The 24,937-nt window shown below is 68.1% G+C and carries 23 protein-coding genes; 13 read left to right on the top strand and 10 right to left on the bottom strand.

Translation table 11 applies throughout. The features are described from left to right. The first annotated feature begins 18 nt into the window (after positions 1 to 18). Positions 19 to 585 (top strand): dihydrofolate reductase family protein, encoded by a 567-nt coding sequence (locus ACI7YT_RS01025; protein ID WP_406248352.1) that lies wholly within the window; start codon positions 19 to 21, stop codon positions 583 to 585. Between the two features lie 65 nt (positions 586 to 650). Here ACI7YT_RS01025 and ACI7YT_RS01030 read toward each other — a convergent pair whose 3' ends face one another. Continuing rightward, positions 651 to 2,975, bottom strand: coding sequence for an arylsulfatase (locus ACI7YT_RS01030; RefSeq protein ID WP_406248354.1), 2,325 nt, complete (start codon positions 2,973 to 2,975; stop codon positions 651 to 653). Between the two features lie 196 nt (positions 2,976 to 3,171). On the opposite strand from ACI7YT_RS01030, the gene ACI7YT_RS01035 reads away from it, so the two are divergent. Next, positions 3,172 to 4,035 (top strand): formylglycine-generating enzyme family protein, encoded by an 864-nt coding sequence (locus tag ACI7YT_RS01035; protein WP_406250640.1) that lies wholly within the window; start codon positions 3,172 to 3,174, stop codon positions 4,033 to 4,035. A 196-nt stretch (positions 4,036 to 4,231) separates the two neighbouring features. Here the strand turns inward: ACI7YT_RS01035 and ACI7YT_RS01040 are convergent, their stop codons facing one another. After that, a complete protein-coding gene (locus ACI7YT_RS01040; RefSeq protein ID WP_406248356.1) occupies positions 4,232 to 5,152 on the bottom strand; it encodes an HAD family hydrolase in 921 nt (306 codons plus the stop codon). A gap of 83 nt (positions 5,153 to 5,235) precedes the next feature. Beyond that, positions 5,236 to 5,952: a GAP family protein gene (locus ACI7YT_RS01045; RefSeq protein ID WP_406248357.1), complete on the bottom strand. Its 717-nt coding sequence runs from the start codon at positions 5,950 to 5,952 to the stop codon at positions 5,236 to 5,238. Between the two features lie 231 nt (positions 5,953 to 6,183). Between ACI7YT_RS01045 and ACI7YT_RS01050 the strand changes: the two genes are divergently transcribed. Next, positions 6,184 to 8,535, top strand: a complete 2,352-nt coding sequence (locus tag ACI7YT_RS01050; protein ID WP_406248358.1) for an arylsulfatase — start codon at positions 6,184 to 6,186, stop codon at positions 8,533 to 8,535. A gap of 37 nt (positions 8,536 to 8,572) precedes the next feature. On the opposite strand, the gene ACI7YT_RS01055 is transcribed toward ACI7YT_RS01050, so the two are convergent. Further along, positions 8,573 to 10,216, bottom strand: a complete 1,644-nt coding sequence (locus ACI7YT_RS01055) for a SulP family inorganic anion transporter (protein WP_406248360.1) — start codon at positions 10,214 to 10,216, stop codon at positions 8,573 to 8,575. Between the two features lie 47 nt (positions 10,217 to 10,263). Between ACI7YT_RS01055 and cls the strand changes: the two genes are divergently transcribed. Continuing rightward, positions 10,264 to 11,733, top strand: a complete 1,470-nt coding sequence (cls, locus tag ACI7YT_RS01060; RefSeq protein WP_406248361.1) for a cardiolipin synthase — start codon at positions 10,264 to 10,266, stop codon at positions 11,731 to 11,733. A gap of 12 nt (positions 11,734 to 11,745) precedes the next feature. Here the strand turns inward: cls and ACI7YT_RS01065 are convergent, their stop codons facing one another. Continuing rightward, positions 11,746 to 12,333 (bottom strand): hypothetical protein, encoded by a 588-nt coding sequence (locus ACI7YT_RS01065; RefSeq protein ID WP_406248362.1) that lies wholly within the window; start codon positions 12,331 to 12,333, stop codon positions 11,746 to 11,748. A gap of 82 nt (positions 12,334 to 12,415) precedes the next feature. Between ACI7YT_RS01065 and ACI7YT_RS01070 the strand changes: the two genes are divergently transcribed. Then, positions 12,416 to 12,826, top strand: a complete 411-nt coding sequence (locus ACI7YT_RS01070) for an MmcQ/YjbR family DNA-binding protein (RefSeq protein ID WP_406248363.1) — start codon at positions 12,416 to 12,418, stop codon at positions 12,824 to 12,826. A gap of 3 nt (positions 12,827 to 12,829) precedes the next feature. On the opposite strand, the gene ACI7YT_RS01075 is transcribed toward ACI7YT_RS01070, so the two are convergent. Both ACI7YT_RS01075 and ACI7YT_RS01080 read right to left on the bottom strand, forming a co-directional pair. Beyond that, entirely contained in the window at positions 12,830 to 13,477 is a 648-nt protein-coding gene (locus tag ACI7YT_RS01075; RefSeq protein WP_406248365.1) for a hypothetical protein, read from the bottom strand. Then, entirely contained in the window at positions 13,474 to 13,938 is a 465-nt protein-coding gene (locus ACI7YT_RS01080) for a MarR family winged helix-turn-helix transcriptional regulator (RefSeq protein WP_406248366.1), read from the bottom strand. The genes ACI7YT_RS01075 and ACI7YT_RS01080 overlap by 4 nt, the downstream gene beginning before the upstream one ends. A gap of 140 nt (positions 13,939 to 14,078) precedes the next feature. On the opposite strand from ACI7YT_RS01080, the gene ACI7YT_RS01085 reads away from it, so the two are divergent. The 3 genes from ACI7YT_RS01085 to ACI7YT_RS01095 all read left to right on the top strand — a co-directional run bounded on the left by ACI7YT_RS01085 (position 14,079) and on the right by ACI7YT_RS01095 (position 17,820). Further along, entirely contained in the window at positions 14,079 to 15,299 is a 1,221-nt protein-coding gene (locus ACI7YT_RS01085) for a glycosyltransferase (RefSeq protein ID WP_406250642.1), read from the top strand. Positions 15,300 to 15,308: 9 nt separating this feature from the next. Beyond that, complete coding sequence (locus ACI7YT_RS01090) at positions 15,309 to 16,532, top strand: glycosyltransferase family 4 protein (RefSeq protein ID WP_406248368.1); 1,224 nt, start codon at positions 15,309 to 15,311, stop codon at positions 16,530 to 16,532. A 163-nt stretch (positions 16,533 to 16,695) separates the two neighbouring features. After that, entirely contained in the window at positions 16,696 to 17,820 is a 1,125-nt protein-coding gene (locus ACI7YT_RS01095) for an AI-2E family transporter (RefSeq protein ID WP_406248370.1), read from the top strand. Between the two features lie 10 nt (positions 17,821 to 17,830). Here the strand turns inward: ACI7YT_RS01095 and ACI7YT_RS01100 are convergent, their stop codons facing one another. Together ACI7YT_RS01100 and ACI7YT_RS01105 are read right to left on the bottom strand one after the other, a co-directional pair. Beyond that, the gene (locus tag ACI7YT_RS01100; protein WP_406248371.1) at positions 17,831 to 18,343 is read right to left on the bottom strand and encodes a hypothetical protein; all 513 of its coding nucleotides are present in this window, start codon (positions 18,341 to 18,343) and stop codon (positions 17,831 to 17,833) included. 29 nt (positions 18,344 to 18,372) lie between these two features. Then, positions 18,373 to 18,537: a hypothetical protein gene (locus ACI7YT_RS01105; RefSeq protein ID WP_406248373.1), complete on the bottom strand. Its 165-nt coding sequence runs from the start codon at positions 18,535 to 18,537 to the stop codon at positions 18,373 to 18,375. A gap of 101 nt (positions 18,538 to 18,638) precedes the next feature. Here ACI7YT_RS01105 and ACI7YT_RS01110 point away from each other — a divergent pair, with 101 nt between their 5' ends. The 3 genes from ACI7YT_RS01110 (at position 18,639) to ACI7YT_RS01120 (ending at position 22,243) form a co-directional block, all read left to right on the top strand. Next, positions 18,639 to 19,607, top strand: a complete 969-nt coding sequence (locus ACI7YT_RS01110; protein WP_406248375.1) for a GlxA family transcriptional regulator — start codon at positions 18,639 to 18,641, stop codon at positions 19,605 to 19,607. 69 nt (positions 19,608 to 19,676) lie between these two features. Next, positions 19,677 to 20,954 carry an FAD-dependent oxidoreductase gene (locus ACI7YT_RS01115; RefSeq protein ID WP_406248377.1) on the top strand — a complete coding sequence of 426 codons (1,278 nt, stop codon included), beginning with the start codon at positions 19,677 to 19,679 and terminating at the stop codon, positions 20,952 to 20,954. Between the two features lie 128 nt (positions 20,955 to 21,082). Next, complete coding sequence (locus ACI7YT_RS01120; protein ID WP_406248379.1) at positions 21,083 to 22,243, top strand: endo-1,4-beta-xylanase; 1,161 nt, start codon at positions 21,083 to 21,085, stop codon at positions 22,241 to 22,243. A 66-nt stretch (positions 22,244 to 22,309) separates the two neighbouring features. Here the strand turns inward: ACI7YT_RS01120 and ACI7YT_RS01125 are convergent, their stop codons facing one another. Next, entirely contained in the window at positions 22,310 to 22,984 is a 675-nt protein-coding gene (locus tag ACI7YT_RS01125) for an NRDE family protein (RefSeq protein ID WP_406248381.1), read from the bottom strand. Positions 22,985 to 23,019: 35 nt separating this feature from the next. Here ACI7YT_RS01125 and coaBC point away from each other — a divergent pair, with 35 nt between their 5' ends. Both coaBC and ACI7YT_RS01135 read left to right on the top strand, forming a co-directional pair. Further along, positions 23,020 to 24,216, top strand: a complete 1,197-nt coding sequence (coaBC, locus tag ACI7YT_RS01130; protein WP_406248383.1) for a bifunctional phosphopantothenoylcysteine decarboxylase/phosphopantothenate--cysteine ligase CoaBC — start codon at positions 23,020 to 23,022, stop codon at positions 24,214 to 24,216. A 66-nt stretch (positions 24,217 to 24,282) separates the two neighbouring features. Continuing rightward, a complete protein-coding gene (locus ACI7YT_RS01135) occupies positions 24,283 to 24,900 on the top strand; it encodes a hypothetical protein (RefSeq protein ID WP_406248385.1) in 618 nt (205 codons plus the stop codon). Positions 24,901 to 24,937 lie beyond the last annotated feature (37 nt).

Raw genomic sequence — 24,937 nt, forward strand, 5'->3', positions numbered from 1 at the left:
GTCGTGATTGGAGCTCTTATGCGCGAACTGACCTACTACGTCGCCGTCACCCTCGACGGCTTCATCGCCGGCCCGAACGGGGAGTTCGACTTCTTCCTCGCGGAGGGCGATCACCGGGACGCCATCAACGCCCGGTTCAACCAGACGATCCCGACCCAGTTCAGCGAAGCCCTCGGCATCCCCACCAACGGCGAGCTGTTCGACACCGTCCTGATGGGCTGGAACACCTACGCGGTCGGGCTGCCGGCCATGCCGAGCCCGTATCGCCACCTGCGGCAGGTCGTCTTCACCAGCCGTGCCACCGATCCGACGGAGGGAGTCGAGTTCGTCGACGGCGACCCGGTCGCGACGGTGCGCGCGCTCAAGGCCGAGGACGGCAAGGGCATCTGGCTGTGCGGTGGGGGAGCGCTCGCCGCCGCACTGGCTGATGAGATCGACCGGCTCGTGCTGAAGATCAACCCCGTGCTGATCGGCGACGGCATTCCGCTGTTCGCAGGCCGCGGCTACGCGCCGAAAGCCCTCGAGCGCACGGCGACGACGGCGTTCGAATCCGGCGTGGTGCTCGCCGAGTACGCGCGCGCCTGACCGACTCGGACACGCCAGCGGGGCGGGAGGGTCGAAGCCCTCCCGCCCCGCTTTGCGCGCGCGGATTATTCGCGGGCGAACGCCGCCTGCGCCTCGAGTTCGAGGTCGAGGTACTGCTCCTCGCTCACGTCGATGCCGACGCCCAGCAGCTTGCCGTTCGTGAACGGGAACGGGTTCGTGTACTGCTCGCTGACCGCATCCGCGCTGTCGAAGCCGATGCACAGCCCGTCGCCGCACAGCGTGAACTTGCCGATCTGCGCGCGCATCGGACCCTCGGCGACGACCTGGTCGTCGACGTAGAGCTTCGCCGTGCCGATCGACTCGCCGTGCTCCCCGGCGCTCTCGCGAATGAACTCCACCCCGAGCGCGTGCGGGCCGGCGGTCAGGACCTCGGACGTGAACGTCTGCTCCGGCGGGATGCCGAGGAAGTTGTACACGTAATTGAGCCGGCCGTCCTTGATGAAGAGCGCATGTCCGCCGAACCGGGAGCCGTGCGCGAAGATCACGCCCTCGGTGCCCTCCTCGACCACCACATCGCCGATGATCTTGAAGGACCGGCCGCGGACGTTCACCGCCACAGACTCCGGCACCGCGGTGGTGCCGGGGTAGTAGATGTAACGGTTCCGCGGCGGCTCGGCCTGCGGGCGCTCGATGGTCAGCTGCTCGCGTGCGGGGCGGTCATCCAGCGGATAGACGTTGTTCTCCTTCGCCTCGATCTCGAAAGCCTGGATGAGCTCGGCGAGCTTGTCCGGATGCTCGGCCGCGAGGTTCGTCGACTCGGACCGGTCGACATCGACGTGGTAGAGCTCCCACTCGTCCTCGTCGAAACGGCCGTGGCCGGTCAGCGGTGCGTGGATCGTCGACGCCTTCCAGCCGTCCTTCCAGATGCCGCGCGTGCCGAGCATCGAGTAGTACTGCACGTGCTTCTCGGTGGGGGCGTCCGGTGCGGCGTCGAAGGACGACCTCATCGAGACGCCGGGCAGCGGGCGCTGCTCGACTCCGCGGAACACCTCGGGGAACTCGATGCCGATGACGTCGAGGATCGTCGAGACGACGTCGACGGAGTGGTGGTACTGGTGACGGACCTCGCCCTTGGCCTTGATCCCCGCCGGCCAGTGGATGATCATCGGGTCGCACGTGCCGCCCGAGAACTGCGAGTAGCGCTTGAACATCTTGAACGGCGTCGAGAACGCCGCAGCCCACCCGGTCGGGTAGTGGTTGTACGTCGCCTGCGATCCGAGGGACCCGATCTTGTCGAGGTTCTCCTTCAGGTCATCGGGGAACCCGTTGAAGAACTTGTTCTCGTTGACCGAGCCGTCGGGGCTGCCCTCGCCGGAGGCGCCGTTGTCGGCGCAGTAGAAGATGAGCGTGTTCTCGAGCTGACCCGACTCCTCGAGGTAGTCGACGACCCGACCGATCTGCGTGTCGGTGTATTCGCTGAACCCGGCGAAGACCTCGGCCATGCGGCTGAACAGCCGCTTCTCGTCATCCGACAGCGAATCCCATGGCTTGACGTAGTCGGCGGCGTTCGCCTGGTCCTCCGGCATCGGGTTGAGCTCGGTCAGTTCCGTGCCCTCTGGCAGGATGCCGCGCTCGACCATGCGCCCGAGGACCCACGTGCGGTAGGCGTCGTAGCCGTCGTCGAACAGGCCCTTGTACTTCGCGATGTACTCGTCGGGCGCCTGGTGCGGGGCGTGGTTCGCACCGGGGCAGTACCAGGTGAACCACGGCTTGGAGGGGTTCGAGGACTTCTGGTCGCGGATCATGCGGATGGCCTGATCGGCGAGGTCCTTGGAGAGGTGGTAGCCGTCTTCCGGCGTGTAGGGCGCTTCGATGAATCGGTTGTCCTCGACGAGGTCGGGGTACCACTGGTTGGTCTCGCCGCCGAGGAATCCGTAGAACCGGTCGAAGCCTATGGCGAGGGGCCACTGGGACTTGCTGCCGCCCGAGGAGATGTCCTCCTCCGGCACGTTGTGGTTCTTGCCGACCCAGAACGTCGAATAGCCGTTGTCCTGCAGAACCTGACCGATGGTCGCGCACTCGGCCGGGATGCGTCCCGAGTAGCCGGGGAAGCCGTTCGTGCCCTCCATGATGACGCCCATGCCGTTGGCGTGGTGGTTGCGTCCGGTGAGGAACGTCGAGCGCGTCGACGAGCAGATCGACGTCGTGTGCCACTGCGTGTACGTGAGGCCGTTCTCGGCCAGGCGGTCCAGCGTCGGCATGTTGATCCGGCCGCCGTACGGCGACCAGGACGCCATGCCGGTGTCGTCGTACAGGATCACGAGGATGTTGGGTGCGCCCTCCGGCGCCTTCGGCAACTCGAAGGGACTCCAGTCGGGCACCGAGTCCCGAACGTCGACCGCGATCTTGCCGCTGAATTCCTTGGCCATGACTTCCCTCCCGTCGGGAGCGCGGATGCCCCGCGCACGTACGCTCTGAACGCTACTCGCGGCGCGAAGACCGGGCCAGAGGTTCACCCGGAACGGGCTAGGAACAAATCGGAACCGCGCGGCCGTCGCGGCGCGCGGATACGGTGGGAGCGTGACGACACAAGATCAGGTCCTCCTCGACGGCGGAACGTTCCTCATGGGATCCGAAGAGTTCTACCCCGACGAGCGCCCGGTGCACGAGCGCACGGTCGCTCCGTTCCGCATCGACCGCTACGAGGTGACGAACGCGCAGTACGCCGCGTTCGTCGACGACACCGGCTACATCACGGTCGCCGAACGCGAGCTGGATCCCGCCAAGTTCCCAGGCGCCGACCCGGCTGATCTGGTTCCCGGCTCGATGGTGTTCACCCCGACAGCCGGACCCGTCGACCTGCGCAACTGGCGCAACTGGTGGCGGTGGCAGCCCGGGGCCTTCTGGCGCCGCCCGTTCGGGCCCGACTCGTCGATCGACGACCGCCTGCAGCATCCGGTCGTGCACATCGCCTTCGAGGATGCGAACGCCTACGCCGCCTGGGCAGGTCTCCGCCTGCCCACCGAGGCCGAGCACGAGTACGCCGCCCGCGGCGGGCTCGAGGGCCAGCGTTTCGCCTGGGGCGACGAGGCCTACCCTGAGGGCGTCGCGCAGGCCAACTCCTGGCTCGGGCACTTCCCGTACGACAACCAGGGCGTGGGGGACGCCGCGCCCGTCGGCTCTTACCCGGCGAACGGCTATGGCCTGTTCGACATGATCGGCAACGTGTGGGAGTGGACCAGCGACTACTACACCCCGCGGCACCTGCGGCTGTCGGACAAGCCGGTGGATGCCGGCAAGCGCGCGAACCTGCTCGCCGCCGCGAGCGCGGTGAGGGAGTTCCCCGAGATCCCCCGACGCGTGCTCAAGGGCGGCTCGCAGCTGTGCTCTCCGGAGTACTGCCTGCGCTTCCGGCCGGCGGCTCGGTCGCCTCAGGCCGAGGACACCGGGATGAGCCACATCGGCTTCCGCTGCGCGAGCGACGCCTGACACCTCCCTCGTTCGCCCCTCTCGTTCGTTGAGCGAGCTCCCTTTCCGTTCGTTGAGCGAGGACGACGGAGTCGACCGAGTCGAAACGCGGTGACGGCTGAACAGCAGCGACCGCGTTTCGTCTCGCTTCGCTCGCTCAACGAGCGAAGGAGGGGGAGACGAGCGAGGGGAGGGCGACGAGCGAACGGCCGGTGGGTCAGACCGGGAAGACCTGCGACCAATCGTCTCGGACGCTGATGACCGTGAGATCATCAGCCGCGAGCGCCTTCTCGGCGCCCTTGTCGTACGGCGCATCGCCGCGATCGCTGTCGTCGTCGTGGTGCACGAGCAGCGCGAGGCTGCGCGGACTGCCCTGGGCGAAGCGCAGCATCGGCAGGTCGCCGTTCGAGTTGCCGGCGGCGAGGATCGGCCGTCGACCGGTGCGCATCCAGATCCGGACCGGCTTCTCGGGGCCGACGTCGAAGTAGGCGGGCTTGGGTGCGTAGCGCACGACGTTCGCCTCCTCGTCGTAGGTGAGCCCGAGTCCGGTGCCGATCACGCGTTCGGCAGGGATGCCGTAGTTCGCGACGGTCATCGGACGCATGAAGTCGCGCTCGCCGCCCGAGACGATGTAGGTCGCGAACCCGTTCGCCTCGAGGTAGCGCACGAGCTCGACCATCGGCTGGTAGACGGTCAGCGCGTACGGGGTGCCGAGCGAGAGATGGCGGGCGTCACGGTAGAACTCCTCGACCGATGCGGCGTATTCGTCGACGCTCTGCCCGGCCGAGTTGCCCGCGACAGCGGCGATGAGCAAGCCCAGGTCGGCATCGTCCCCGGCGTAGTGCTTGTCGACGGCTGCACCCAACCACGCAAGGTCGCCCGAGACCGCCGCCTGGTAGGGCTGCTTCTCAGCCAGCGTCGGATCGGCCTCCGCGGCCCTCTTCCACTCGCCCAGCAGATAGTGCAGCTGGGTGACCATGGGCTTCTCGGTCCACAAGGTTCCGTCGTTGTCGAAGACCGCGACGCGTGCCTCCGGCGCGACGTAGTCCGCGCCGCCCTCGTCGGTCACGGCCGAGACGAAGTCGATGATCGCGGTGCGGGTGGCGGTGTCTCGCCACGAGGGCAGAGTGTCGGTCATGGAGTCCTCCTCGGATCTGGCTCCGACCCTATCGCCCCCCATCAGGCGGCAGGAGTGCGGATCGCACTCGAGGGGTGACGTGATCAGAGCAGTCCGGATATGCCCTTCTGCAACTGGATCGCTCCGATGACGAGCAGCAGAGCGGCGTTGAGAACATGTGTGTTTCCGGCGATCCACGTGCGCACGCGGTCGAGCAGCGGCTGCGCGTTCTCGCCACGCGCCAGCACGTAGAGCACCGGGAGCGCGATCGGCAGCGTGCCGACCACGATGAATCCCAGGGCGAACAGTACCTGCGCGGTGGCGTCGAGGCCGGACAGCGAGATATCGAGAGCGGCGATGATGGCGCACGACGCATCGACGGGGTTCAACACGAACAGCCCGATGCCGAGCAAGAACGTGCGCCCTGGTCGGAACCTCGACACGGCCTGAAGCCAACCGGGGAGCTGGGGCGATGCGGCGGCCACCTCCTGCGGCGTGGTCGCCTTGGACATCTGAATGATGTGTGCCCTGCCCTTGCGATACACCCACACGGCCGCCGCGAACAGGAAGACGCCGATGATGATGCGCAGCACCGGCACCCAGATCGGCGGCTCCGCAAGCGCGTGCACTTCGAACACATCGAACAGCCACAGGCACAGGGTCGTCAATCCCGCCAGGCCGATGATCCACCCCAGCAGGTAGGCGATGCCGTTCGACCGCGCGTGCTGTGAGAGCAGCACGGCGACGAGAGCCATGATGGCCAGTGGACTCAGCACGACGCCGAGGGCCACAGGGATCAGAGAGAACACCAGTTCGGTCATGGGGTGCCCTTTCGTTCATGCTGGGTGCGTGCTCACTCTGGCATCGGCGAACCCGTTTGGACAGGATCTGGAGAAACATCGTCGAATCGTTGTCCCCGCAACGCGTGTTGTGCCACGGTGGACGCGAAGCCGTCGGGCATGACGGCTGCTGAACGGGAAGGACGATCCCGTGAGCATGCGCATGCGAGTGCGCGGCTGCGGGACGCCCGGACCAGACCGGAGAGGTTGACCATGAGTACCGTCCATCGTTCTGCACTTCCGATTCCCGACCTCGCGTACACCGGAACGGTGACGTACGACGCGACCGATCCGGACACCCACTACCCGCCGATCACACCGGTCCGGCCACCCGAGGGCGCGCCGAACGTGCTCGTCGTCCTCATCGACGACACCGGGTTCGGCGCATCGAGCGCGTTCGGCGGCCCGGTTCAGACACCCACCTTCGAGCGGATCGCAGCCCAGGGGCTGAAGTACACGCGTTTCCACACGACCGCACTGTGCTCTCCGACGCGCGCGGCTCTGCTGTCAGGTCGCAACCACCACACGGTCGGCATGGGAGGCATCACCGAGATCGCCACCTCCGCGCCCGGCTACAGCTCGCTGCGACCCAACAACTGCGCCCCGCTCGCCGAGACGCTCAAGCTCAACGGCTACAGCACCTCGCAGTTCGGCAAGTGCCATGAGGTCCCCGTGTGGGAGTCGAGCCCCATGGGACCGTTCGACCACTGGCCGACCCCGGGCAACGGATTCGAGTACTTCTACGGCTTCATCGGCGGCGAGACCAACCAGTGGTACCCCGCCATCTACGAGAACACTTCGCCGGTCGAGCCGTGGGGAACGCCGGAAGAGGGCTACCACTTCATGGGCGACATGACCGACAAGGCGATCGGCTGGATGAAGCAGCGCAAGGCGCTCACGCCCGACAAGCCCTTCTTCACCTACTTCGCCCCCGGGGCGACGCACGCGCCCCATCACGTCCCGCAGGAGTGGGCCGACAAGTACAAGGGAAAGTTCGACCAGGGCTGGGATTCACTCCGCGAGGAGACGTTCGCCCGGCAGAAGGAGCTCGGCGTCATCGCCGCCGATGCAGTGCTCACCGAGCGCAGCCCCGGCATCCCGGCGTGGGACGAGATGAGCGCGGATCTGCGTCCCGTCCTCGCTCGCGAGATGGAGGTGTATGCGGGGTATCTCGAATACGCCGACCACCACGTGGGACGGCTCATCGACGCGCTCGAGGAGCTCGGCGAACTCGACAACACCCTCGTCTACGTCATCATCGGCGACAACGGTGCATCTGCCGAGGGGACGATGAAGGGCACGACCAACGAGGGCTTCGTCATCAACCACATGGACGCGATGGAGGATGACGCCTACATGATCGCCCACAAGGACGAACTGGGCACGCCGCAGTCGTACAACCACTACGCGATCGGTTGGGCGCACGCGATGGACACGCCCTACCAGTGGACCAAGCAGGTCGCCAGCCACTGGGGCGGCACTCGTAACGGCACGATCGTGTCCTGGCCGAACGGCATCGCGGCCCGAGGCGAGATCCGCAATCAGTTCGCGCACGTGATCGACGTCGCCCCGACGGTGCTCGAGGCGGCCGGCATCCCCGAGCCGTCCTCGGTGAACGGGGTGACGCAGCGCCCGTACGAGGGAACGGCGATGAACTACTCGTTCGAGGACGGCGGTGCCGATGAGCAGCACACCACTCAGTACTTCGAGATGCTCGGCAACCGGGCCATCTTCCACAAGGGCTGGGTCGCCTGCGCCAAGCACAAGGACCCGTGGCTGGGTTCGTCGCACGGACTCGACGACGATGTCTGGGAGCTCTACAACGTCGAGGAGGACTGGACGCAGTCGAACGACCTCGCCGCCGAGCACCCGGAGAAGCTCGCCGAGCTGCAGCGTCTGTTCCTGATCCAGGCCGCGCGCTTCAGCGTCCTGCCGATCGACATCCGCTCGGCGGAGCGCTTCAACTCCGAGATCGCCGGACGGCCGGAACTCGTGAAGGGCACGTCGCAGACGCTGTACACCGGGATGAAGCGGCTGAGCGAGAACTCCGTGATCAACCTGAAGAACAAGTCGTTCACGGTCACGGCGTCGATCACGGTTCCGGATGCCGGGGCGGAGGGCGTTCTGATCGCCCAGGGCGGCTCGTACGGAGGGTGGAGCTTCTATGCGCACGAGGGCGGCCTGCGGTTCGCCTACAACATCCTCGGCATCAAGACGGATGTCGTCGCAGGCGATGCGAAGCTGGAGGCCGGAACGCACGAGGTTCGTGCCCACTTCGCCTATGCCGGTGGTGGCGTCGGCAAGGGGGGCACGGTATCGCTCTACGACGGCGAGACTCTGGTCGCCGAGGGCGAGGTCGAACGGACTCTGCCGTTCATGTACTCGATGGACGAGACGGTCGACATCGGACAGGACGTCGCCTCACCGGTGTCGCCCGACTACGGCGTGCGCGACAACGAGTTCACGGGCGAGATCGGATGGGTGCGACTGGATGCCGGTGACGACGACCACTCGCACCACGCCGACCCCGACCATCTCATGACGATCGCGATGACCCGGCAGTAGCGCGCCGGCCACCGCGGCATCCGCTCGAGCGCCCGGCTCAGGCGGATGCCGCGGTCAAACCGTCCTCGACCGAGTCGTGAGCGCGCCCGTCGTGTTCCAGCTCCGCGTACCACGAGGTCCGTCGCGCGACCACCCGCGCGGTGTCCGGCAGCTTCGCCATGTGAAGTGCGATGCCGAGCTGGGACAGCTCGCGGTCGAGATCCTCAAGCGCATCGAGGATCGTGATCGTGACGATGTCGAGGCGCTCGACGTCCAGCACGACGGCGGTGACTGGCTCGGGCTGGGTCGTCGCGATGGCGACGATGGCGCGCTCGTTCTCAAGGGCGTTCGCCGTGTACAGCCCCCGCCCGAGGTGGATCCCGATCGCCGATCCGCGACGACCCACGACGTCGAGCTTGGGGATGTTGAGCTCACGCAGCACGAGGACGAGCGTCACGACCACCCCGACGGCCACGGCGGCTAGCAGCCCGACGGACAGGCCGATGAGCGCGACGACGAGGGCGATCCAGAAGTCACGGGGGCTGATGCGCGCCCACCGGACCAGTTCGGGGATGTTGATGAGCCCCGCGACCGCGACGAACACCATGGCGGCCAGGGTCGCCTGCGGCAGCAGGCTGAGCACCGGTCCGAGGAACAGCGATACGAGCACCGCGAGCGCCACTGTGACGAGTGTGGACACCTGGGTCTTGGCGCCGGCGCTCTGGTTGACGGCGCTCTGCGAGAACCCGCCCGCGGATGGCATCGTCGTGAAGAACGCGCCGACGACGTTCGCGGCGCCGGTCGCGAACAGCTCCTGGTTGCTGTCGACCTGCGGCTCCGTCGCCTTGCGGATGCCGCGCGCCACCGCCGCTGATTCCAGGAAGGCCATGACGGCGATCGCGAGGGCGCCGGGTACGAGGTCGGCAAGGTGGGCGAGATCCGGCAGCCGCAGCGTCGGGAACCCGGAGGGCACGGGATCGATGAGCGCGACGCCGGCCGAGGTCAGACCGGTGAACGCCGCGAGGAGGATTCCGCCGGCGACGACGATGAGCGTCCCCGGCACGCGGGGCGCGAACCTCTGCAGGACGACGAGCACGACGATCGACCCCACTGAGAGGGCGATCGTCGCTGCGTTCGCGCTACCGAAGGCGTCTCCGACTGCGAGGAGCGATCGGATGAACCCGTCACCGGACACGTCGCCCGTCTCGCCGAGGAGTTTGGGCAGCTGCCCGACCGCGACCGTCGCGCCGACGCCGATCTTGATGCCCAGCACGGTCGCCGCGCTGATGTTCTCCACCAGGGAGCCCAGCTTGAAGATGCGAGCGAGGAGAAGGAGGAGGCCGACCAGCAGGGTCAGCGTCACGAGCGAACCCAGTGCCTGATCCGGATCCTCCGCGCTGGCCGCGACACCCGCCGTGACGAGCGTCGTCGCCGTCAGCGTCGCGATCGTCGAGGTCGTCGAGACGCTCATCGCGCGACTTCCGCCGAGCAGCGCGTACACGAGCATCGGGATGATGCAGGTGTACAGGCCGATCTGCACGGGCAGGTTCGCGATGGTCGCGTACGCCATCGCCTGAGGGATCACGACGGCCCCGGCGGAGAGTCCGCCGACGACATCCGCGACCAGCCATTCCCGGCGGTAGCCGGAGAGCGTGGGCAGCAGCCAGCCCGGACGGTCCTGGTGCGAAGTCGTAGAGGTCACATGCGCGAATCTACCGGGCAGCACCGATCATGCGTCACACTTCAGGGGTGAACTCCCTTCTCCTCGCCAACCTCGGGTGGGTGGCCAGCGCGATCATCGTGCTCATCATCAACATCGCCGCGCTGATCATCATCCCGAAGGGGCGAAAGCCCACGGCGGCGATGTCCTGGCTGCTGCTGATCTTCCTGCTTCCGATCGCCGGCCTGGTGATCTTCCTGCTGATCGGCAACGTCAAGCTGCCGAAGAAGCGCCGCGCCGAGCAGGCGCAGATCGACGGCATCATCCGCGATCGCGTGGCCGCCGGGGACTTCGCAGTCGACTCGACCGAGTGGCCGACCTGGTTCACCCGGGTCACCGCGCAGAACACCGAGCTGACGAGCTTCCCGCCGGTCGGCGGCAACACCGCCGAGCTGATCGACGACTACGAGGCATCCATCATCGCGATGGCCGAGGCCATCGACACCGCCGAGACGTACGTGCACGTGGAGTTCTACATCGCCAGTTGGGACGAGACGACCAGGGTCTTCTTCACCGCCATGGAGAATGCGGTCGCGCGCGGCGTCACGGTGCGCCTGCTGGCCGACCACATCGCCTCGCGCAAGGTCGCCAAGGCCGACGAGACCTTCGCCGAGCTCGACCGCATCGGGGTGCTCTGGAACTGGATGCTTCCGGTGCAGCCTCTCAAGGGCAAGTACCAGCGCCCCGATCTGCGCAACCACCGCAAGCTCGTGGTCGTCGACGGACGCGTCGCGTTCGTGGGCTCGCAGAACCTCATCGACCGCTCCTACAATTCGCCGAAGAACATCAGCCGCGGCCTCAAGTGGCAGGAGCTCGTGGCGCGCGTCACGGGCCCGGCCGTCACAGAGATCGATGCGGTGTTCCTGTCCGACTGGCTGATCGAGACCGGCGATCAGCTCGACGAGATCGTCCCGGCATCCGAGGTCGAAGCATCCACCTCGCCCGATGCCCTGGTGTGCCAGCTCGTTCCGAGCGGACCGGGCTACGAGACCGAGAACAACCTGCGGCTGTTCCTCTCCCTCATCCACGGCGCCACCGAGCGCGTCATCATCACGAGCCCGTACTTCGTTCCCGATGAGGCGATGGTCTACGCGATCACGATCGCCCGCCAGCGCGGCCTGGAGGTGCAGCTGTTCGTCTCGGAGCTCGGCGACCAGGGCATGGTCTACCACGCGCAGCGCTCGTACTACGAGTCGCTGCTCGAGGCGGGCGTGCGGATCTTCCTGTACCCCGCGCCGTTCATCCTGCACTCCAAGCACTTCTCGATCGACGACGACATCGCCGTGATCGGCTCGAGCAACATGGACATCCGCTCGTTCACGCTGAACATGGAGATCTCGATGCTGGTGCGCGGCGCATCGTTCGTCGCGCAGATGCGCGAGGTCGAGCAGGCCTATCGGGATGCCGGCCGCGAACTGACGCTCGAGGAATGGCGTCGCGAGCCCGCGAAGTCCACGTTCCTGGACGGCGTCTTCCGCCTGACCTCAGCGCTGAACTGACACCTCGGCCGGTCAGGCGGGCGGGAGCCGCAGGACATCGCCCGACTCGCCCGTGGTCAGGTCGTCGGCGATGCGGATGCTGCGGGCGAGGTCGTCCAGCGCGGGAAGCAGCGTGCCGAACCGCTCGCGGTCGCTGCAGATCACGTTCAGTGTGACCAGGTGTGTGCCGGTGTCCCACGTATAGGTGGCGAACGGCGGGGAGTCCGGGGACGGCGGAATCGGCATCACGAGCTTTTCGCCGACGCCGAGAGGCGTCGCGAACGACTCCGTGTCGTCGTATTCGATCGGCATCATCGCGCGGGCGGTGCGCACCTGGGGGGTCAGCTCCTGCGTCGTCGCGAGGGCGACGACCAGGTCGGGGTCCGCCTTCCAGGTCCACGCGAGAACCCGGCCGTCCGCTTTGCGCATCGCGAGCGGCGCCGCCTGGCTCATCAGCCATGCACCGAAGCGCGAACCCGGTCGTGCAGTCGCACCGGCGGCCTGATTCGCCTGCCCCAGCAGCATCCGCAGGGCGGCCTTGCGGTGGCGGCGGCCCTTCCACCCGAACGATTCGGTGACGGGGATCCACAGTGCGGGGTCGGCGGATGCAGTCAGGCGCATGGCTCAACCGTAGGGGAGCGCGCTGGGATCCACGTGTGTGCGGAGGTTGTGCCGAGCTGACGATCGGAGCACGATGGGCGCCATGGCGACCCTGGCGGATGCACGGGAGATAGCGATGTCGCTGCCCGGTGTCGAGGAGCGCACCGGCGGACACACCGGTGCGCCGGAATGGCGTCTGCGCAGCGGTGCGATCGCGTGGGTGCGCGGACCGACGAAGTCCGATCTGCGCGTGTTGGACGAGCTCGACCGGTCCTGGCCGGACGGCGTGGTCCTCGGCATCCGTGTCGCCGATCTCCAGGAGAAGGAGGCTCTGCTGGCAGCGGAGCCGGACGTCCTGTTCACGATTGCGCACTTCGACGGGTTCCCAGGGCTGCTGGTGATGCTCGACGTGATCGACCGTGACCGGCTGGAGGAGCTGCTCTGCGACGCATGGCTGGTGCGGGCGCCGGCGCGGGAGCGGAAGGCCTGGCTGGCCGAACGCGGATGGGAGTGAGCGTCAGCCCTCGAGGAGGAACGGTCGCGCGGCGTCCAGGAAGGCGCGCGGGTCGTCGGCCCACAGCCGCACTCGCGTGACCTCGTGCACGCCGCCGCGCGGGGCGAGACCCGGCAGGCGGATCGGCGTCGGGCGCTCGAGTTCGATGAGGATGTTCGTCTCGTCCTGCATCCGCTCGGCGTACTCGGCGCTGTCGCTGACGCGCGGGCTCTTCGGCTCGTCGACGCGCTTCGAGATCTCGACGGATGCGATCGCGCTCCAGGAGATGGCGACGTCGATCTCCAGACCGTTGCGGATGCGGATGCCGGTGGGGCCGACCGTGTGCGGACGCTGGAGCATGGCGCACAGCAGCCCCAGCATCCAGGTCAGCCCCCAGATCCCGAGAATGAGCACGCCGATCCGCACGGCCGGCCACGGGTGCACGATGAGGTCGAGGATCGGGATCTCGATCGCCGAGAGCACGATGAAGACGATGAGCACCGTGAGGACCGGCCGGTGGTAGCCGATGCCGGTGCCGCCTGGCTCGATGGCCGGGCGACGGGCGATCGCGCGGCCGATGCTCGAGTACACCCACAGTTCGGCTTGCAGAGCGCGCTTCGCGAGCGAGGCGAATCGCCGGGCGGACGACGGGCGCGTGGCGACGTCCGTCATGATCGCCGCTCCGGAGACGCAGGTGCGGCGGATGCCTCGTCGACGAGTGCCGACAGCTTCGCGATCAGGGCATTCAGGCCGCGCTCGACGGGCGCCCGATCGGCTGGGGCGATCGCCGCCGTCAACGTGTCGTTGAGCTCGACGTGTTCGCGCTGCATCCGCGTCATCATCGCGGTCGCGGTCTCGGTGAGTTCGACGAGCACTGCACGACGGTCGGTCGGGTGCGGTGTGCGGCGCACATGGCCGGATGCCTCGAGCCCGTCGACGAGGCCCGTGATGTTTCGCGGGCTGACGCCGCAGGCGACCGCGAGCGACTGCTGTCTGGACGGCCCGTTGTGCGTGAGCACCCACAGCAGATGAACCCGCGCCGTGGTGAGGCCGGTGCCCTCGAACGCTCGTGCCATGTCGCGCTGGAAGAGATCGGCGATCTGCAGCAGGCGGTCGAGGATAAGCGGTTCCATAGTCATGATGCTACTGCATAGTTACATAACTTCACAATATTTGGTACGGCCGCCTCCGTGGCCGGCACAGAGCGCTCCGGTAGAGTGGCCTGCGCCTGACCAGGCTCCGCATCTCCTTGGCCGCCCGACCGTAAGGCAGCATCTCCGTGACTTCTTCTGACGATCCGATCGACTCGTCGAGCGCTCCTGTCTCCCGTCCTCTGAAGATCGTCATCGGCTGCGACACGTTCGCACCGGACATCAACGGAGCCGCGCGCTTCGCCGAGCGTCTCGCCGCCGGGCTCGTCCAGCGCGGACACGAGGTGCACGTCGTGGCGCCGAACCAGGCGTACCGCCGCGCCCGGCCGCACACCGAGGTCATCGAGGGCGAGCGGATGACACTGCACCGCCTGCCGTCCGTGCGCTGGCTGCCGCACGACTGGCTCCGCTTCGTCTGGCCGTGGCGCTCCCAGCACTACGCACGTCAGGTGCTGGATGCCGTGAACCCGGATGTCGTGCACATCCAGTCGCACATCATCATCGGACGCGGTCTCGCCCGCATCGCGAGTGAACGGGGCATCCCCGTGGTGGCGACGAACCACGTCATGGCCGAGAACATCCTCGACCATTCCGCGTTCCCCGACGCCATCAACCGGCCGATCATCACGTGGGCATGGGGGGATGCGGGTCGCACCCTGAACCTCGCCCGCGCCGTCACGACGCCGACGCGACGCGCTGCGGACTTCCTGGAGCGCACGATCGACATCCAGGGCGTGATCCCGGTGAGCTGCGGCATCGACCGCATTCAGTACACGCCCGTGGTCGCACCGCGCGAGAAGAACCGGATCATCTTCGTCGGCCGGCTCACCGCCGAGAAGCAGATCGAGGTCATCCTCCAGGCGATGACCAAGCTGGACCCGGCCCTCGACGTGCACTTCGACATCGTGGGCGGCGGCGACCAGCGCAAGCACCTCGAGCACCTCGCGACCCAGTTGGGGCTCGCGGAGCGCGTCGAATTCCACGGTCGCACCACCGACGAGGAGCTGCGTGCGCTGCTGTCGCGCGCGAGCCTGTTCGTGATCGCATCGATCGCCGAGCTGCAGTCGATCGCGACCATGGAGGCGATGGCCTCCGCACTTCCGGTCGTCGCGGCGGACGCCGTCGCGCTGCCGCATCTCGTGCACGACGGCGAGAACGGCTACCTGTTCGAGCCGGGCGATGCCGACGCGCTCGCGGATCGCCTCACGGCCGTGCTGACCGCCGACCCCGCGGAGTACGAGCGGATGCAGCGCGCATCGCTCGACGGCGTCATCGTGCACGACATCAACCGCACGCTGGACACGTTCGAGGCGCTGTACCGCAACGAGCCCCTGCCGGAGTAGGCGGCGGCCATGCACATCGTCCTGTTCGGCGATCAGCACCTCGACTCTCTCGGCGGGGCGCAGGTGTCGATGCGACTGCAACGGCGGTTCCTGGAGCACGCCGGGCACACGGTGACGGTGGTGGCGCCGCGGATGCACGTGGGTCGTTCGAGCGCCCCGAGCACGGCGAAGGGCGAGCCGGATCCGGCGTACCTCGACACCCCGTCGATCCCGATCACCGTGGACCGCGAGTACTCGATGACCTGGCCGGGCAAGCGGGTCGACCGGTTCCTGGATCGAGCGTTCGCGTCACGACCGCCCGTCGATCTCGTGCACGTGCAGGCGGACTTCTGGGGCGCGTTCATCGGGCACCGTTTCGCTCATCGTCACGGCATCCCCGTCGTGCACACCATGCACAACAGGGTGGATGTCGGCCTCGCGGCGGTGACGCCGCTGCACCGCCCCGTGCTCGCCGTGCTCAATGCATGGCGCCGCACGGCGATGCGGGGGATCGGCGATCGGGTGCCCGGCTGGGACGGCTGGGCGTATCTGCGAGGGATCGCCCAGGAGTCCGGTGCGGTCACCGCGCCGTCGGGGCATTTCGCGCGCCGCCTCGAGGAGCACGGGGTGCTCGACCGTGTGGACGTGGTCTGGAACGGCATCGACGACGACGTGCTCGACCGGACGCTCGCCGCTCGAGGCCCGCGGAAACCAGGGCGTCCGCGGTTCGTCTGGCTCGGACGGATGAGTCCCGAGAAGCGGCTGCTGCCCTTCCTCGAAGCGGTCGTCGCGTCGGGCGTGGATGCCGAGATCGAGGTCATCGGCGGCGGCGGGCAGCTGCGCGCCGCCGAGCGGATCTCGCGCGGGCACGACGGCATCCGGTTCGCCGGTCGGCTTCCGTACGCCGAGACTCTCGCCCGCATCGCCGCGGCGGATGCCGTGGTGCAGACGTCGATCGGCTTCGAGACGCAGGGCATGACGCCGTTCGAAGCGGCGGCACTGGGCACTCCGACCATCGTGAGCGACCCCGATATCGGGGCGGAACTGCGCGGCGGGCAGTGGCTCGTCCCCGGTTCCGACACCGGCGACCCGGAGCGCGTCGCCGCGCTGGCGGAGACGCTGCGGATCGCGGCATCCGATATCGCCGGAGGCACGGCACCGGTTCCGGATGCCGAGGTCGCCGAGTCGTTCCGGCAGTCGTCGCGCACTGCGGCGATGATCGCGGTGTACGAGCGGGTCCTCGCGGCGGGCTGACCCGGAGCTCGTCGCCCGCCTTGTTCGTCGAGCGGGCGTCCCCCTCCTCGTTCGTTGAGCGAGCCGGAGGCGAGTCGAAACGCGGTCGCTGTCGATCAGCGATCACCCCGTTTCGACTCGCTTCGCTCGCTCAACGAGCGAAAGGGAAGGTTACGCTTGCCCCGTGACCAGCCCCGCGCCTTCCCCCGAACGAATGCTCTCGCCGAGCCTGCGCGTGCTCCTGTCGCTGGCCGCGGCGGTGGTCGTCATCGCCGGCCTCTCGTTCGCGCTTGAGATCGTCGGCCCGATCGCGCTGGCCATCGTGATCGTCGTCATCTGCGAACCCCTCCGCCGTCCCCTCGAGCGCCGCGGCTGGCCGAACTGGGCCGGATCCGCGGCCGTGATCGCCGTCGCCTACGTCGTCCTCGGCATCATGGGGCTGCTGCTGTGGTTCGCGGGCAACCAGTTCGCGCACCTGGTCGTCGACCTTGCGGCGGACGGCGGGCTGTCTCGCCGCCTCGACGAGATGGTGGGCTGGCTCGAATCCCTCGGCCTCGCCGGCGAAGCGGCGGATGCCGCGGCATCCGCTCTGGATCCCGCGACGCTGCTGAGCCTGGTGTCCAGCATCGGCGGCACGGTGCTGGCCGTGGCGACCGCACTGTTCTTCGTCTTCGCCTACATCATCTTCATGGCCATCGATGCGGCGCGCTACCGCCAGGCAGGCGTCGTCTTCCATGCCACGCACGGCTCCGTGATCGCCCGGATCACGCACCTGAACAGCGGCATCCGTCGGTACTACATCGTCAACGCCTCGTTCGGCGCGATCGTCGCCATCATCGACGGACTGGCGCTGTGGGCGATGAACGTCCCCGGTGCCGTGGTGTGGGCGGTGCTGGCGTTCGTGACGAACTTCATCCCGAACATCGGGTTCATCCTCGGTGTCATCCCGCCGGCGATCCTGGCGTTCTTCGTCGGGGACTGGCCACTGCTGCTGGGTGTCCTCATCGTCTACAGCGTCGTGAACGTCGTGCTGCAGGTGCTGGTGCAGCCCAAGTTCGTCAGCGACGCGGTCGACCTCAGCCTGACGCTGAGCTTCTTCTCGGTCGTCTTCTGGACCTTCGTGATCGGTCCGCTCGGTGCGATCCTGTCGATCCCGCTGACGCTGCTCACCCGCACGCTGGTGCTCGAAGGCAACCCGGACGCGCTGCTGCTGCGCTGGGTCTCGGGCGACCATTCCGCCGTGCCGCCGGAACCGGAACCCGAACCGCAGCCGACGAGACGCCGACGGCGCTGGCCCTGGTCGCGGTGACCGGCGCGATTCAGAAGTAGCCGATGAACGCCCGGCCGAGTCCGTTGATGACGATGCTGCCGAGCGACCCGACGATGACGGCGATGCCGATGCCGACGGCGATGCCCGCCTGACCGTGCGGGGCGGCGGGTCGGCGGAGCCCGGCGATTCCGAAGCCGAGCGCGAGGCCGGCGACCGCGAGCACGATGAACGAGCCGAACCAGTTCGCGATCTCGATCATCGCGTAGCCGCTGCTGTAGTCGTAGCTGTAGATCAGCACGGTGTTGGCGAGCGTCGAGATCAACCCGAGACCGACGGCGATGAGCCCGAAGATGAAGCCGAGGCGACCGGGCGGGTTCGCGTTGCCGGCTCCGGTCGGAGACGCATACCCTGGCTGGGCCGAGTTCGTGTTGAGCTGATACCCCTGCGGCTGCGCGTGGTGACCTGCCGGTGCGCCGTAGACGGGCTGCGCGGCGAACGGTCCGGATGTCGGCTGCTGCGGCTGCGCGTAGGGCGGGACCTGTGGCTGCTGGGGGTCGCTCATGCCGCTGAGCATAGTCGCCTGGCAGGCGGTCAGCGATAGCTGGTGGTGGACTCGGCGCGCTGGAGCGCGTCGTCGTGACCTGCCACGCGGGACCAGTCGGTCGCGCGCTGGCCGTAGCCGTCGCGCCGCACGTCGACGATGACCCAGGCGACGCCCCAGACCGAGAGGGCGATGAGGAGGATGACGATGAACATGGCAGAAACGCTACGCTCGCGTTATTAGGGTCACGAGTGGCAGAATGGACACGGTTCGTCGGAAAACTGCCATGATGGTGGCAGTCGGAGAAGGAGTGCTCATGAAGACCGTGGCCTGCATCGTTCAGGACGGCTTCGCGCCGTTCGAGTTCGGCGTCGCGTGCGAAGCGTTCGGACTCGATCGGTCCGACGACGGCGTTCCCAACTTCGACTTCCGGGTGGTGGCGCCCCGACCTGGCGCGATCGCGTCCAAGCTCGGCTTCTCGCTCAACGTCGAGCACGACCTCGCCTTCGCCTACGAGGCCGACCTCGTCGTGGTCTGCCCGTTGCCGCGAGAGCGCTGGGGCGACATCGACCCGCTGATACTCGATGCCGTCCGATCCGCGCACGAGCGGGGCGCGTGGGTGCTCAGCGTGTGCAGCGGCTCGTTCATCCTCGCGGCATCCGGGATCCTGGACGGCAAGCGCGCGACGACGCACTGGATGTACGCCGATGCGATGGCCGAGATGTACCCGCAGATCGACGTCGACCCGGATGTGCTGTTCGTGCAGGACGATCGGATCATCACGAGCGCCGGCACGGCAGCCGGGCTGGATGCCTGCCTGCACCTGCTCCGTCAGGAGATCGGCGCCGAGCTCACGAACCGGGTCGCCAGACGGATGGTGGTCCCACCGCAGCGGGACGGCGGGCAGGCGCAGTTCATCGACCGTCCGCTGCCACTGGTGCAGAGCGACTCCCTCGCGCTCGTCACGGACTGGGCGATCGAGAATCTGCGCGAGGACCTCTCGGTCGAGCAGCTCGCGCACCGCGCGCACATGTCGCCGCGGACGTTCGCGCGCCGCTTCAAGGCCGAGCACGGCGCGACGCCGGCTGCCTGGCTCGCGCGCCAGCGCATCATCCACGCGCAGCGGATGCTGGAGCGCACCGACCTCGGACTCGACCGGATCGCGGCGGAGTGCGGGTTCGGGTCCGCCGCCGTGCTGCGGCAGAACTTCGCCCGCGTGCTCGGAACGACCCCGACGGCCTATCGCGCGACGTTCTCCTGCACGCGGGGCGAGTCTGCCGCCTGACGGAGGGCGCGCTGCAGCGAACGCGGTTCGGGATAGCGCTTACCGGACTTAATCCATAGAGTGGACTTTATGGATTCCACCACCGATGTCGATGCCGACGTTCTGGTTCTCGGAGGCGGCCCTGCCGGTGTGAGCGCTGCGGTTCAGGCGGCGCGTGCCGGAGCGCGCACGCTTCTGATCGAGAAGAACGGGATGCTGGGTGGCACGACCACCACCGCTGGCATCAACTTCCCCGGGCTGTTCCATGCGTGGGGCGAGCAGGTGATCTCCGGCATCGGCTGGGAGATGGTGCGCGCCGCGATGGAGCTCGAGGGCGCGCCGCTGCCGGATTTCGCGCGCACCGATCTGCCGCACTGGCAACTGCAGATCCGCGTCAACGCCCCGCTGTACTCCGCGATCCAGAGCGAGACGGTCGCGACATCGGGTGTCGAGCTTCACCTGCACACCATGCTCGCCGAACTGTCGTGGCGGGACGGCGGCTGGGATGTGACGCTCGCGGGCAAGGAGGGGCTGCGACGGATACGGGTCGCGCGGGTGGTGGACTGCTCCGGCGATGCGGATGCTGTGGGCCTGGCGGGCCTCGAACGGCATCGCAACGCGGCCACGCAGCCGGGCACGATGGCGATCCTGCTGGCTGGGTACGACGCTGAGACGCTGGACTACGACCTGCTGAACACGGAGTTCGACCGCGCCCTCGAGGAGGGGCGCATCCTCCCCAGCGACTTCGGCGCGCACGGCCGGGTGCTGGAGCCGTTCCTGCGCAAGCGCGGCGACAACGCGATCCACCTCGTCGGCATCGATGGCTCGTCGTCGGTCGGTCGGACGACTGCCGAGACCGCCGGTCGCGCGGCGCTGCTGCGGATCTTCCGTTTCCTGAAGCCGCTGCCGGGTTTCGAGCATCTGACCGTGGCGTACGGGGCGACTGAGGTCGGGGTGCGCGAGACGTGCACGATCGACGGCATCCGACACCTCACCGGAGCCGAGTATCTCAGTGGCGAGGTATGGGACGACGCGGTGTGCTTCAGCTACTACCCGATCGACATCCACCGCCCTGACGGCAACGGCATCGCCAAGACGTACCTGGATGCGGGGAAGGTCGCGACGATCCCACTGGCCGCCATGATTCCCGCCGGCAATCGCAACATGGTCGTCGCGGGGCGCTGCATCGCCGGCGACCAGGAGGCGAACTCCGCGTACCGGGTGCAGGCGACCGCGATGGCGACGGGTCAGGCCGCCGGGGCCGTGGCGGCACTCGCGGCCGCACGGGGGGTCGCGATCGATGAAGTGCCGCTGGATGAATTGCGCGCACTGCTGCGCGAGCACGGCGCGATCGTTCCGGTCGCCTGACCGGAAGCAACTCCGATACTTTTCCGAAACTCTTGCTTCTCGGTATCCCGCGGCTCTATCTTTTGTTGCGAACGCAAACATACGCGTCGCACGAGCGGCGCGTACGACGATGATGTCAGGAGAACTCCATGCGCCGATCGATCCGATCGTTTCTGGTGGCCACGGCCACTGCAGCCCTGGTGCTGCCGCTGTGCGGCGTGACTGCCGCGAACGCCACGCCCCCTGGTTTCAGCAATGCCGACAAGCACGCCCTGCGCAACCAGGCACCGGCCGACCTCGCCATCGGCAGCGCGGTGTGGGGTCGACAGCACCTCATGGACTACGACCGCAAGGCCCCAACCGAGTACCAGAGGGTGCTCGGTGCGCAGTTCTCGTCGCTCACGCCCGAGAACGACATGAAGTGGGATGCCCTGCGTCCGTCCGCCGACGAGTACGACTTCGAGTCGGCCGACGCGCTGGTCGCCTACGCCGAGGCGAACCATCAGGAGGTCCGCGGGCACACGCTGCTCTGGCACAGCCAGAACCCGGCCTGGGTGACCGAAGCGAGCAAGACGTGGACCTGTGACGACGCGCGCACGGTGCTCGAGGATCACATCCGCACCGTGGTCGGACACTTCAAGGGCAAGATCTACGAGTGGGACGTCGCGAACGAGATCTTCCAGGACACCTGGGACAACGGCGGCGTGAAGCTGCGCACCGAGGCGAACCCGTTTCTCAAGGCGTGCGCCGACGATCCTGTCGGGCTGCTGGCCGACGCGTTCCAGTGGGCGCACGAGGCAGACCCCGACGCGGTCCTGTTCCTCAACGACTACAACGCCGAGGGCATCAACGAGAAGACGGACGCCTACTACGCGCTGTCGCAGGAGCTGCTGGAGCGGGGCGCGCCGCTGGGCGGCTTCGGCGCGCAGGCGCACCTGAGCCTGCAGTACGGCTTCGACACGTCGCTGCAGGCGAACTTCGAGCGCTTCGCGGACCTGGGTCTCAAGGTCGCCATCACCGAGGCCGACGTGCGCATTCCGCTCCTGGAAGGCGAGACCGGCCCGACGCCGGAGCAGGTCGCGACGCAGAGCGATCGCTACGATGCGCTGCTCGAGGCCTGTCTGAACGTGGGGGCCTGCTCGTCGTTCACGGTCTGGGGCTTTCCCGACGCGAACTCGTGGGTTCCGGACGTCTTCCCCGGTGAGGGCTGGGCGACCCCGTTCGAGGACGACTTCACACCGAAGCCCGCGTTCGACGCCATGCTCGAGTCCCTCACGGACGCGACGCCGGGGACCTCTCCGCGCCGCTGATCCCGGTTCGAATCGCTCGATCGACCCTGATCCGGGAGGTTCACGGGTCGATCGAGCGATTCGAGCTCACTCCGCCTTCCAGCGACCGGGGCGCGGGAGCGCCTCGTCGTGCACCTCGACCCCGGCATCCGACACGGTGGCCGTGCAGAACAACAGGGATTGCGTCGGATAGCCATGCGGCCGGTTGTCGCGGATGATCGCCCGATCGTCCTCCGCCGGAAGCTCGGCCGTCTCGGCGAGCAGGGTCACCCAGGCATCCGAATCCGTCGCGCGGAACCGCGGCAGCCAGGCGGCGATGCGCGGCGTACCAGGGTCGTCGAGATCGTCGTGCGCGATCATGTGGACGCCGGGGTCGATCGGCGTCTCGCGCAGGGCGATGCCATCCCAGGAGATCACGCGCGCGGCGTCCGGCGTCGCCTCGAGCAGATTGAAGCCGTGCATGCGCGGGATGCCGGCCGGCGAGCGGCCCATCACCGATTCCAGCGCGAGCGAGCCGCGGGAGGCGGCGTCGGGAAGGTCGAGCACGTCGGCGCGATTGAGCAGCACGGCGAGACGGTGCTCCGCCGGATTCACGGCGAGCCACGCCCCGCCCGCACGGCGATCGCGGATGCCGACGACGCCCGGATAGTCAGAGGGCCACCAGGCGCCGATGTGATCCCAGGCGCGTTCGGGGTCCTCATCGCGCACGGCCAGGAGGCGTGAGCTTCCGGCATCCGCCACGTCGATCACCACGGTGCACACGTTCGTCAGCCTAGCCGCGGTGGGAGAATCGACCCATGAACATCGTGGTCGGCGTGACGGGCGGCATCGCCGCGTACAAGGCAGTGCACCTGGTGCGACTGCTGATCAAGGCGGGGCACGATGCGACGGTGATCCCCACAGAGGATGCGCTGCGCTTCGTCGGGATGCCGACGTGGGAGGCGATCAGCCGCAACCCGGTCACCACCAGCGTCCACGAGGACGTCGCCCGCGTCCGTCACGTCGCGCTCGGCCAGGCGGCGGACCTCGTCGTCGTGGCGCCCGCCACGGCGAACACGATCGCGAAGATGGCCGCCGGCCTCGCCGACGACCTGCTCGGCACGACACTGCTCGCGACGACCGCTCCGGTCGTGATCGCCCCGGCGATGCACACCGAGATGTGGCGGCATCCGGCCACGCAGGCGAACATCGAGACGCTGCGTGCGCGGGGCGTGACGATCGTCGGCCCCGGTGACGGCGAGCTGACCGGGGGAGACTCCGGCCCCGGTCGGATGCTGGAACCGGAGGCGATCTTCGACGCGGCGCTCGCGGCTGTCCGTCCGCAGGACCTCGCCGGGGTCCGAATCATCGTCTCGACGGGCGGAACGCGCGAACCGCTCGACCCGGTGCGCTTCCTCGGCAATCGCTCCAGCGGCAGGCAGGGCGCGGCGCTCGCCGTCTCGGCCGCCGACCGCGGTGCCGACGTCGTCCTGGTCGCCGCGAACGTCTCCGCCGACGTGCTGGCGGATGCCGTGCGCGCCGGCATCCGGATCGAGAACGTCGCGACCGCAGCCGACCTCGGAGCCGCGATGCGGCACGAAGCCGAGAGTGCAGACGTCCTCGTGATGGCGGCGGCTGTCGCGGACTACCGGCCGGCCGAGACGGCCGAGCGCAAGCTCACCAAGGAGGCGGGCACCCTCACGCGCATCGACCTGGTCGAGAACGAGGACATCGTCGCCGGGCTCGCCGCCGGTCGACGCCAGGAGCAGTTCGTGGTGGCATTCGCCGCCGAGACGTCGCAGAACGAACAGGAGATGCTCGACCGCGCTCGCCGCAAACGCGAGCGCAAGGGCGTCGACCTGCTCGTGGTGAACGAGGTCGGCTGGGAGCAGGGCTTCGAAGCGGCGGACAACACGGTGCAGATCGTCTCCGCCGACGGCGTCGTCGGTGCGGCATCCGGAACCAAGCTCCGGGTCGCGGATGCCGTGTGGGATGCCGTGGTCGCCGCCCGCTGACACTGGTCGTCAGAACGCGTCGCGCCGATCTTCCGGTATACCGTGCCCTTCCGGCAGAATCGCAGCATGACCGAGAAGACCAGGCAGCGCAGGGACGTCTTCGACGTCATCGCCGTGTTCGTGCTGTCGATCACCGCCGTCCTCACTGCCTGGTGCGGCTTCGAGTCCTCCAAGTGGGGCGGCGACATGTCCATCGCGTTCAGCGAGGCATCCGGTGCACGCATCAATTCGGGCGTCGCCGACGGCACCGCTCGCGATGCGCGCCAGTACGACCTGACGATCTGGACCGAGTGGGTGCTCGCGGATCGGGCGCAGGATGCCGAGCTGACGGCGTACATCGAGGAGCGGTTCAGCCCGGAGTTCGCCGTCGCCTTCGAGGCATGGGAGGACGGCGGGCGGACCGAACGCGGGCCGTTCGTGATGGAGGAGTACGTGCCGCCGGGGAGCGAGGAGGCGGCCGCGCTTTCCGAGCGTGCCGACACCCGGTTCGCCGATGCGCTGGAGAGCAACCAGCGCGGCGACAACTACACGCTGCTGACGGTGCTGTTCGCCCTCGTGCTGTTCCTCACCGCGATGTCCCAGCGCGATCTCGTGATGTGGGTGCGGTGGGTGCTGCTCGGCCTCGCGGTCGTCGTCGGAGTGACGGGCGCGATCATCATGTTGACGTTCCCGATCCTGATCTGACCGTCGCTGGCCGGTCCGGCGTGACCCTGCTAAACTT

It is taken from the genome of Microbacterium sp. M (assembly GCF_045181065.1).
Taxonomy (GTDB): Bacteria; Actinomycetota; Actinomycetes; order Actinomycetales; family Microbacteriaceae; genus Microbacterium.

Coding starts and splice junctions, on each gene's coding strand:
- ACI7YT_RS01035 (WP_406250640.1), top strand. CDS start 3,172: ATGGGATCCGAAGAGTTCTACCCCGACGAGCGCCCGGTGCACGAGCGC.
- ACI7YT_RS01135 (WP_406248385.1), top strand. CDS start 24,283: ATGACCGAGAAGACCAGGCAGCGCAGGGACGTCTTCGACGTCATCGCC.
- coaBC (WP_406248383.1), top strand. CDS start 23,020: ATGAACATCGTGGTCGGCGTGACGGGCGGCATCGCCGCGTACAAGGCA.
- ACI7YT_RS01100 (WP_406248371.1), bottom strand. CDS start 18,343: ATGAGCGACCCCCAGCAGCCACAGGTCCCGCCCTACGCGCAGCCGCAG.
- ACI7YT_RS01030 (WP_406248354.1), bottom strand. CDS start 2,975: ATGGCCAAGGAATTCAGCGGCAAGATCGCGGTCGACGTTCGGGACTCG.
- ACI7YT_RS01120 (WP_406248379.1), top strand. CDS start 21,083: ATGCGCCGATCGATCCGATCGTTTCTGGTGGCCACGGCCACTGCAGCC.
- ACI7YT_RS01070 (WP_406248363.1), top strand. CDS start 12,416: ATGGCGACCCTGGCGGATGCACGGGAGATAGCGATGTCGCTGCCCGGT.
- ACI7YT_RS01105 (WP_406248373.1), bottom strand. CDS start 18,537: ATGTTCATCGTCATCCTCCTCATCGCCCTCTCGGTCTGGGGCGTCGCC.
- ACI7YT_RS01080 (WP_406248366.1), bottom strand. CDS start 13,938: ATGGAACCGCTTATCCTCGACCGCCTGCTGCAGATCGCCGATCTCTTC.
- ACI7YT_RS01065 (WP_406248362.1), bottom strand. CDS start 12,333: ATGCGCCTGACTGCATCCGCCGACCCCGCACTGTGGATCCCCGTCACC.
- ACI7YT_RS01090 (WP_406248368.1), top strand. CDS start 15,309: ATGCACATCGTCCTGTTCGGCGATCAGCACCTCGACTCTCTCGGCGGG.
- ACI7YT_RS01115 (WP_406248377.1), top strand. CDS start 19,677: ATGGATTCCACCACCGATGTCGATGCCGACGTTCTGGTTCTCGGAGGC.
- ACI7YT_RS01025 (WP_406248352.1), top strand. CDS start 19: ATGCGCGAACTGACCTACTACGTCGCCGTCACCCTCGACGGCTTCATC.
- ACI7YT_RS01040 (WP_406248356.1), bottom strand. CDS start 5,152: ATGACCGACACTCTGCCCTCGTGGCGAGACACCGCCACCCGCACCGCG.
- ACI7YT_RS01075 (WP_406248365.1), bottom strand. CDS start 13,477: ATGACGGACGTCGCCACGCGCCCGTCGTCCGCCCGGCGATTCGCCTCG.
- ACI7YT_RS01050 (WP_406248358.1), top strand. CDS start 6,184: ATGAGTACCGTCCATCGTTCTGCACTTCCGATTCCCGACCTCGCGTAC.
- ACI7YT_RS01045 (WP_406248357.1), bottom strand. CDS start 5,952: ATGACCGAACTGGTGTTCTCTCTGATCCCTGTGGCCCTCGGCGTCGTG.
- ACI7YT_RS01110 (WP_406248375.1), top strand. CDS start 18,639: ATGAAGACCGTGGCCTGCATCGTTCAGGACGGCTTCGCGCCGTTCGAG.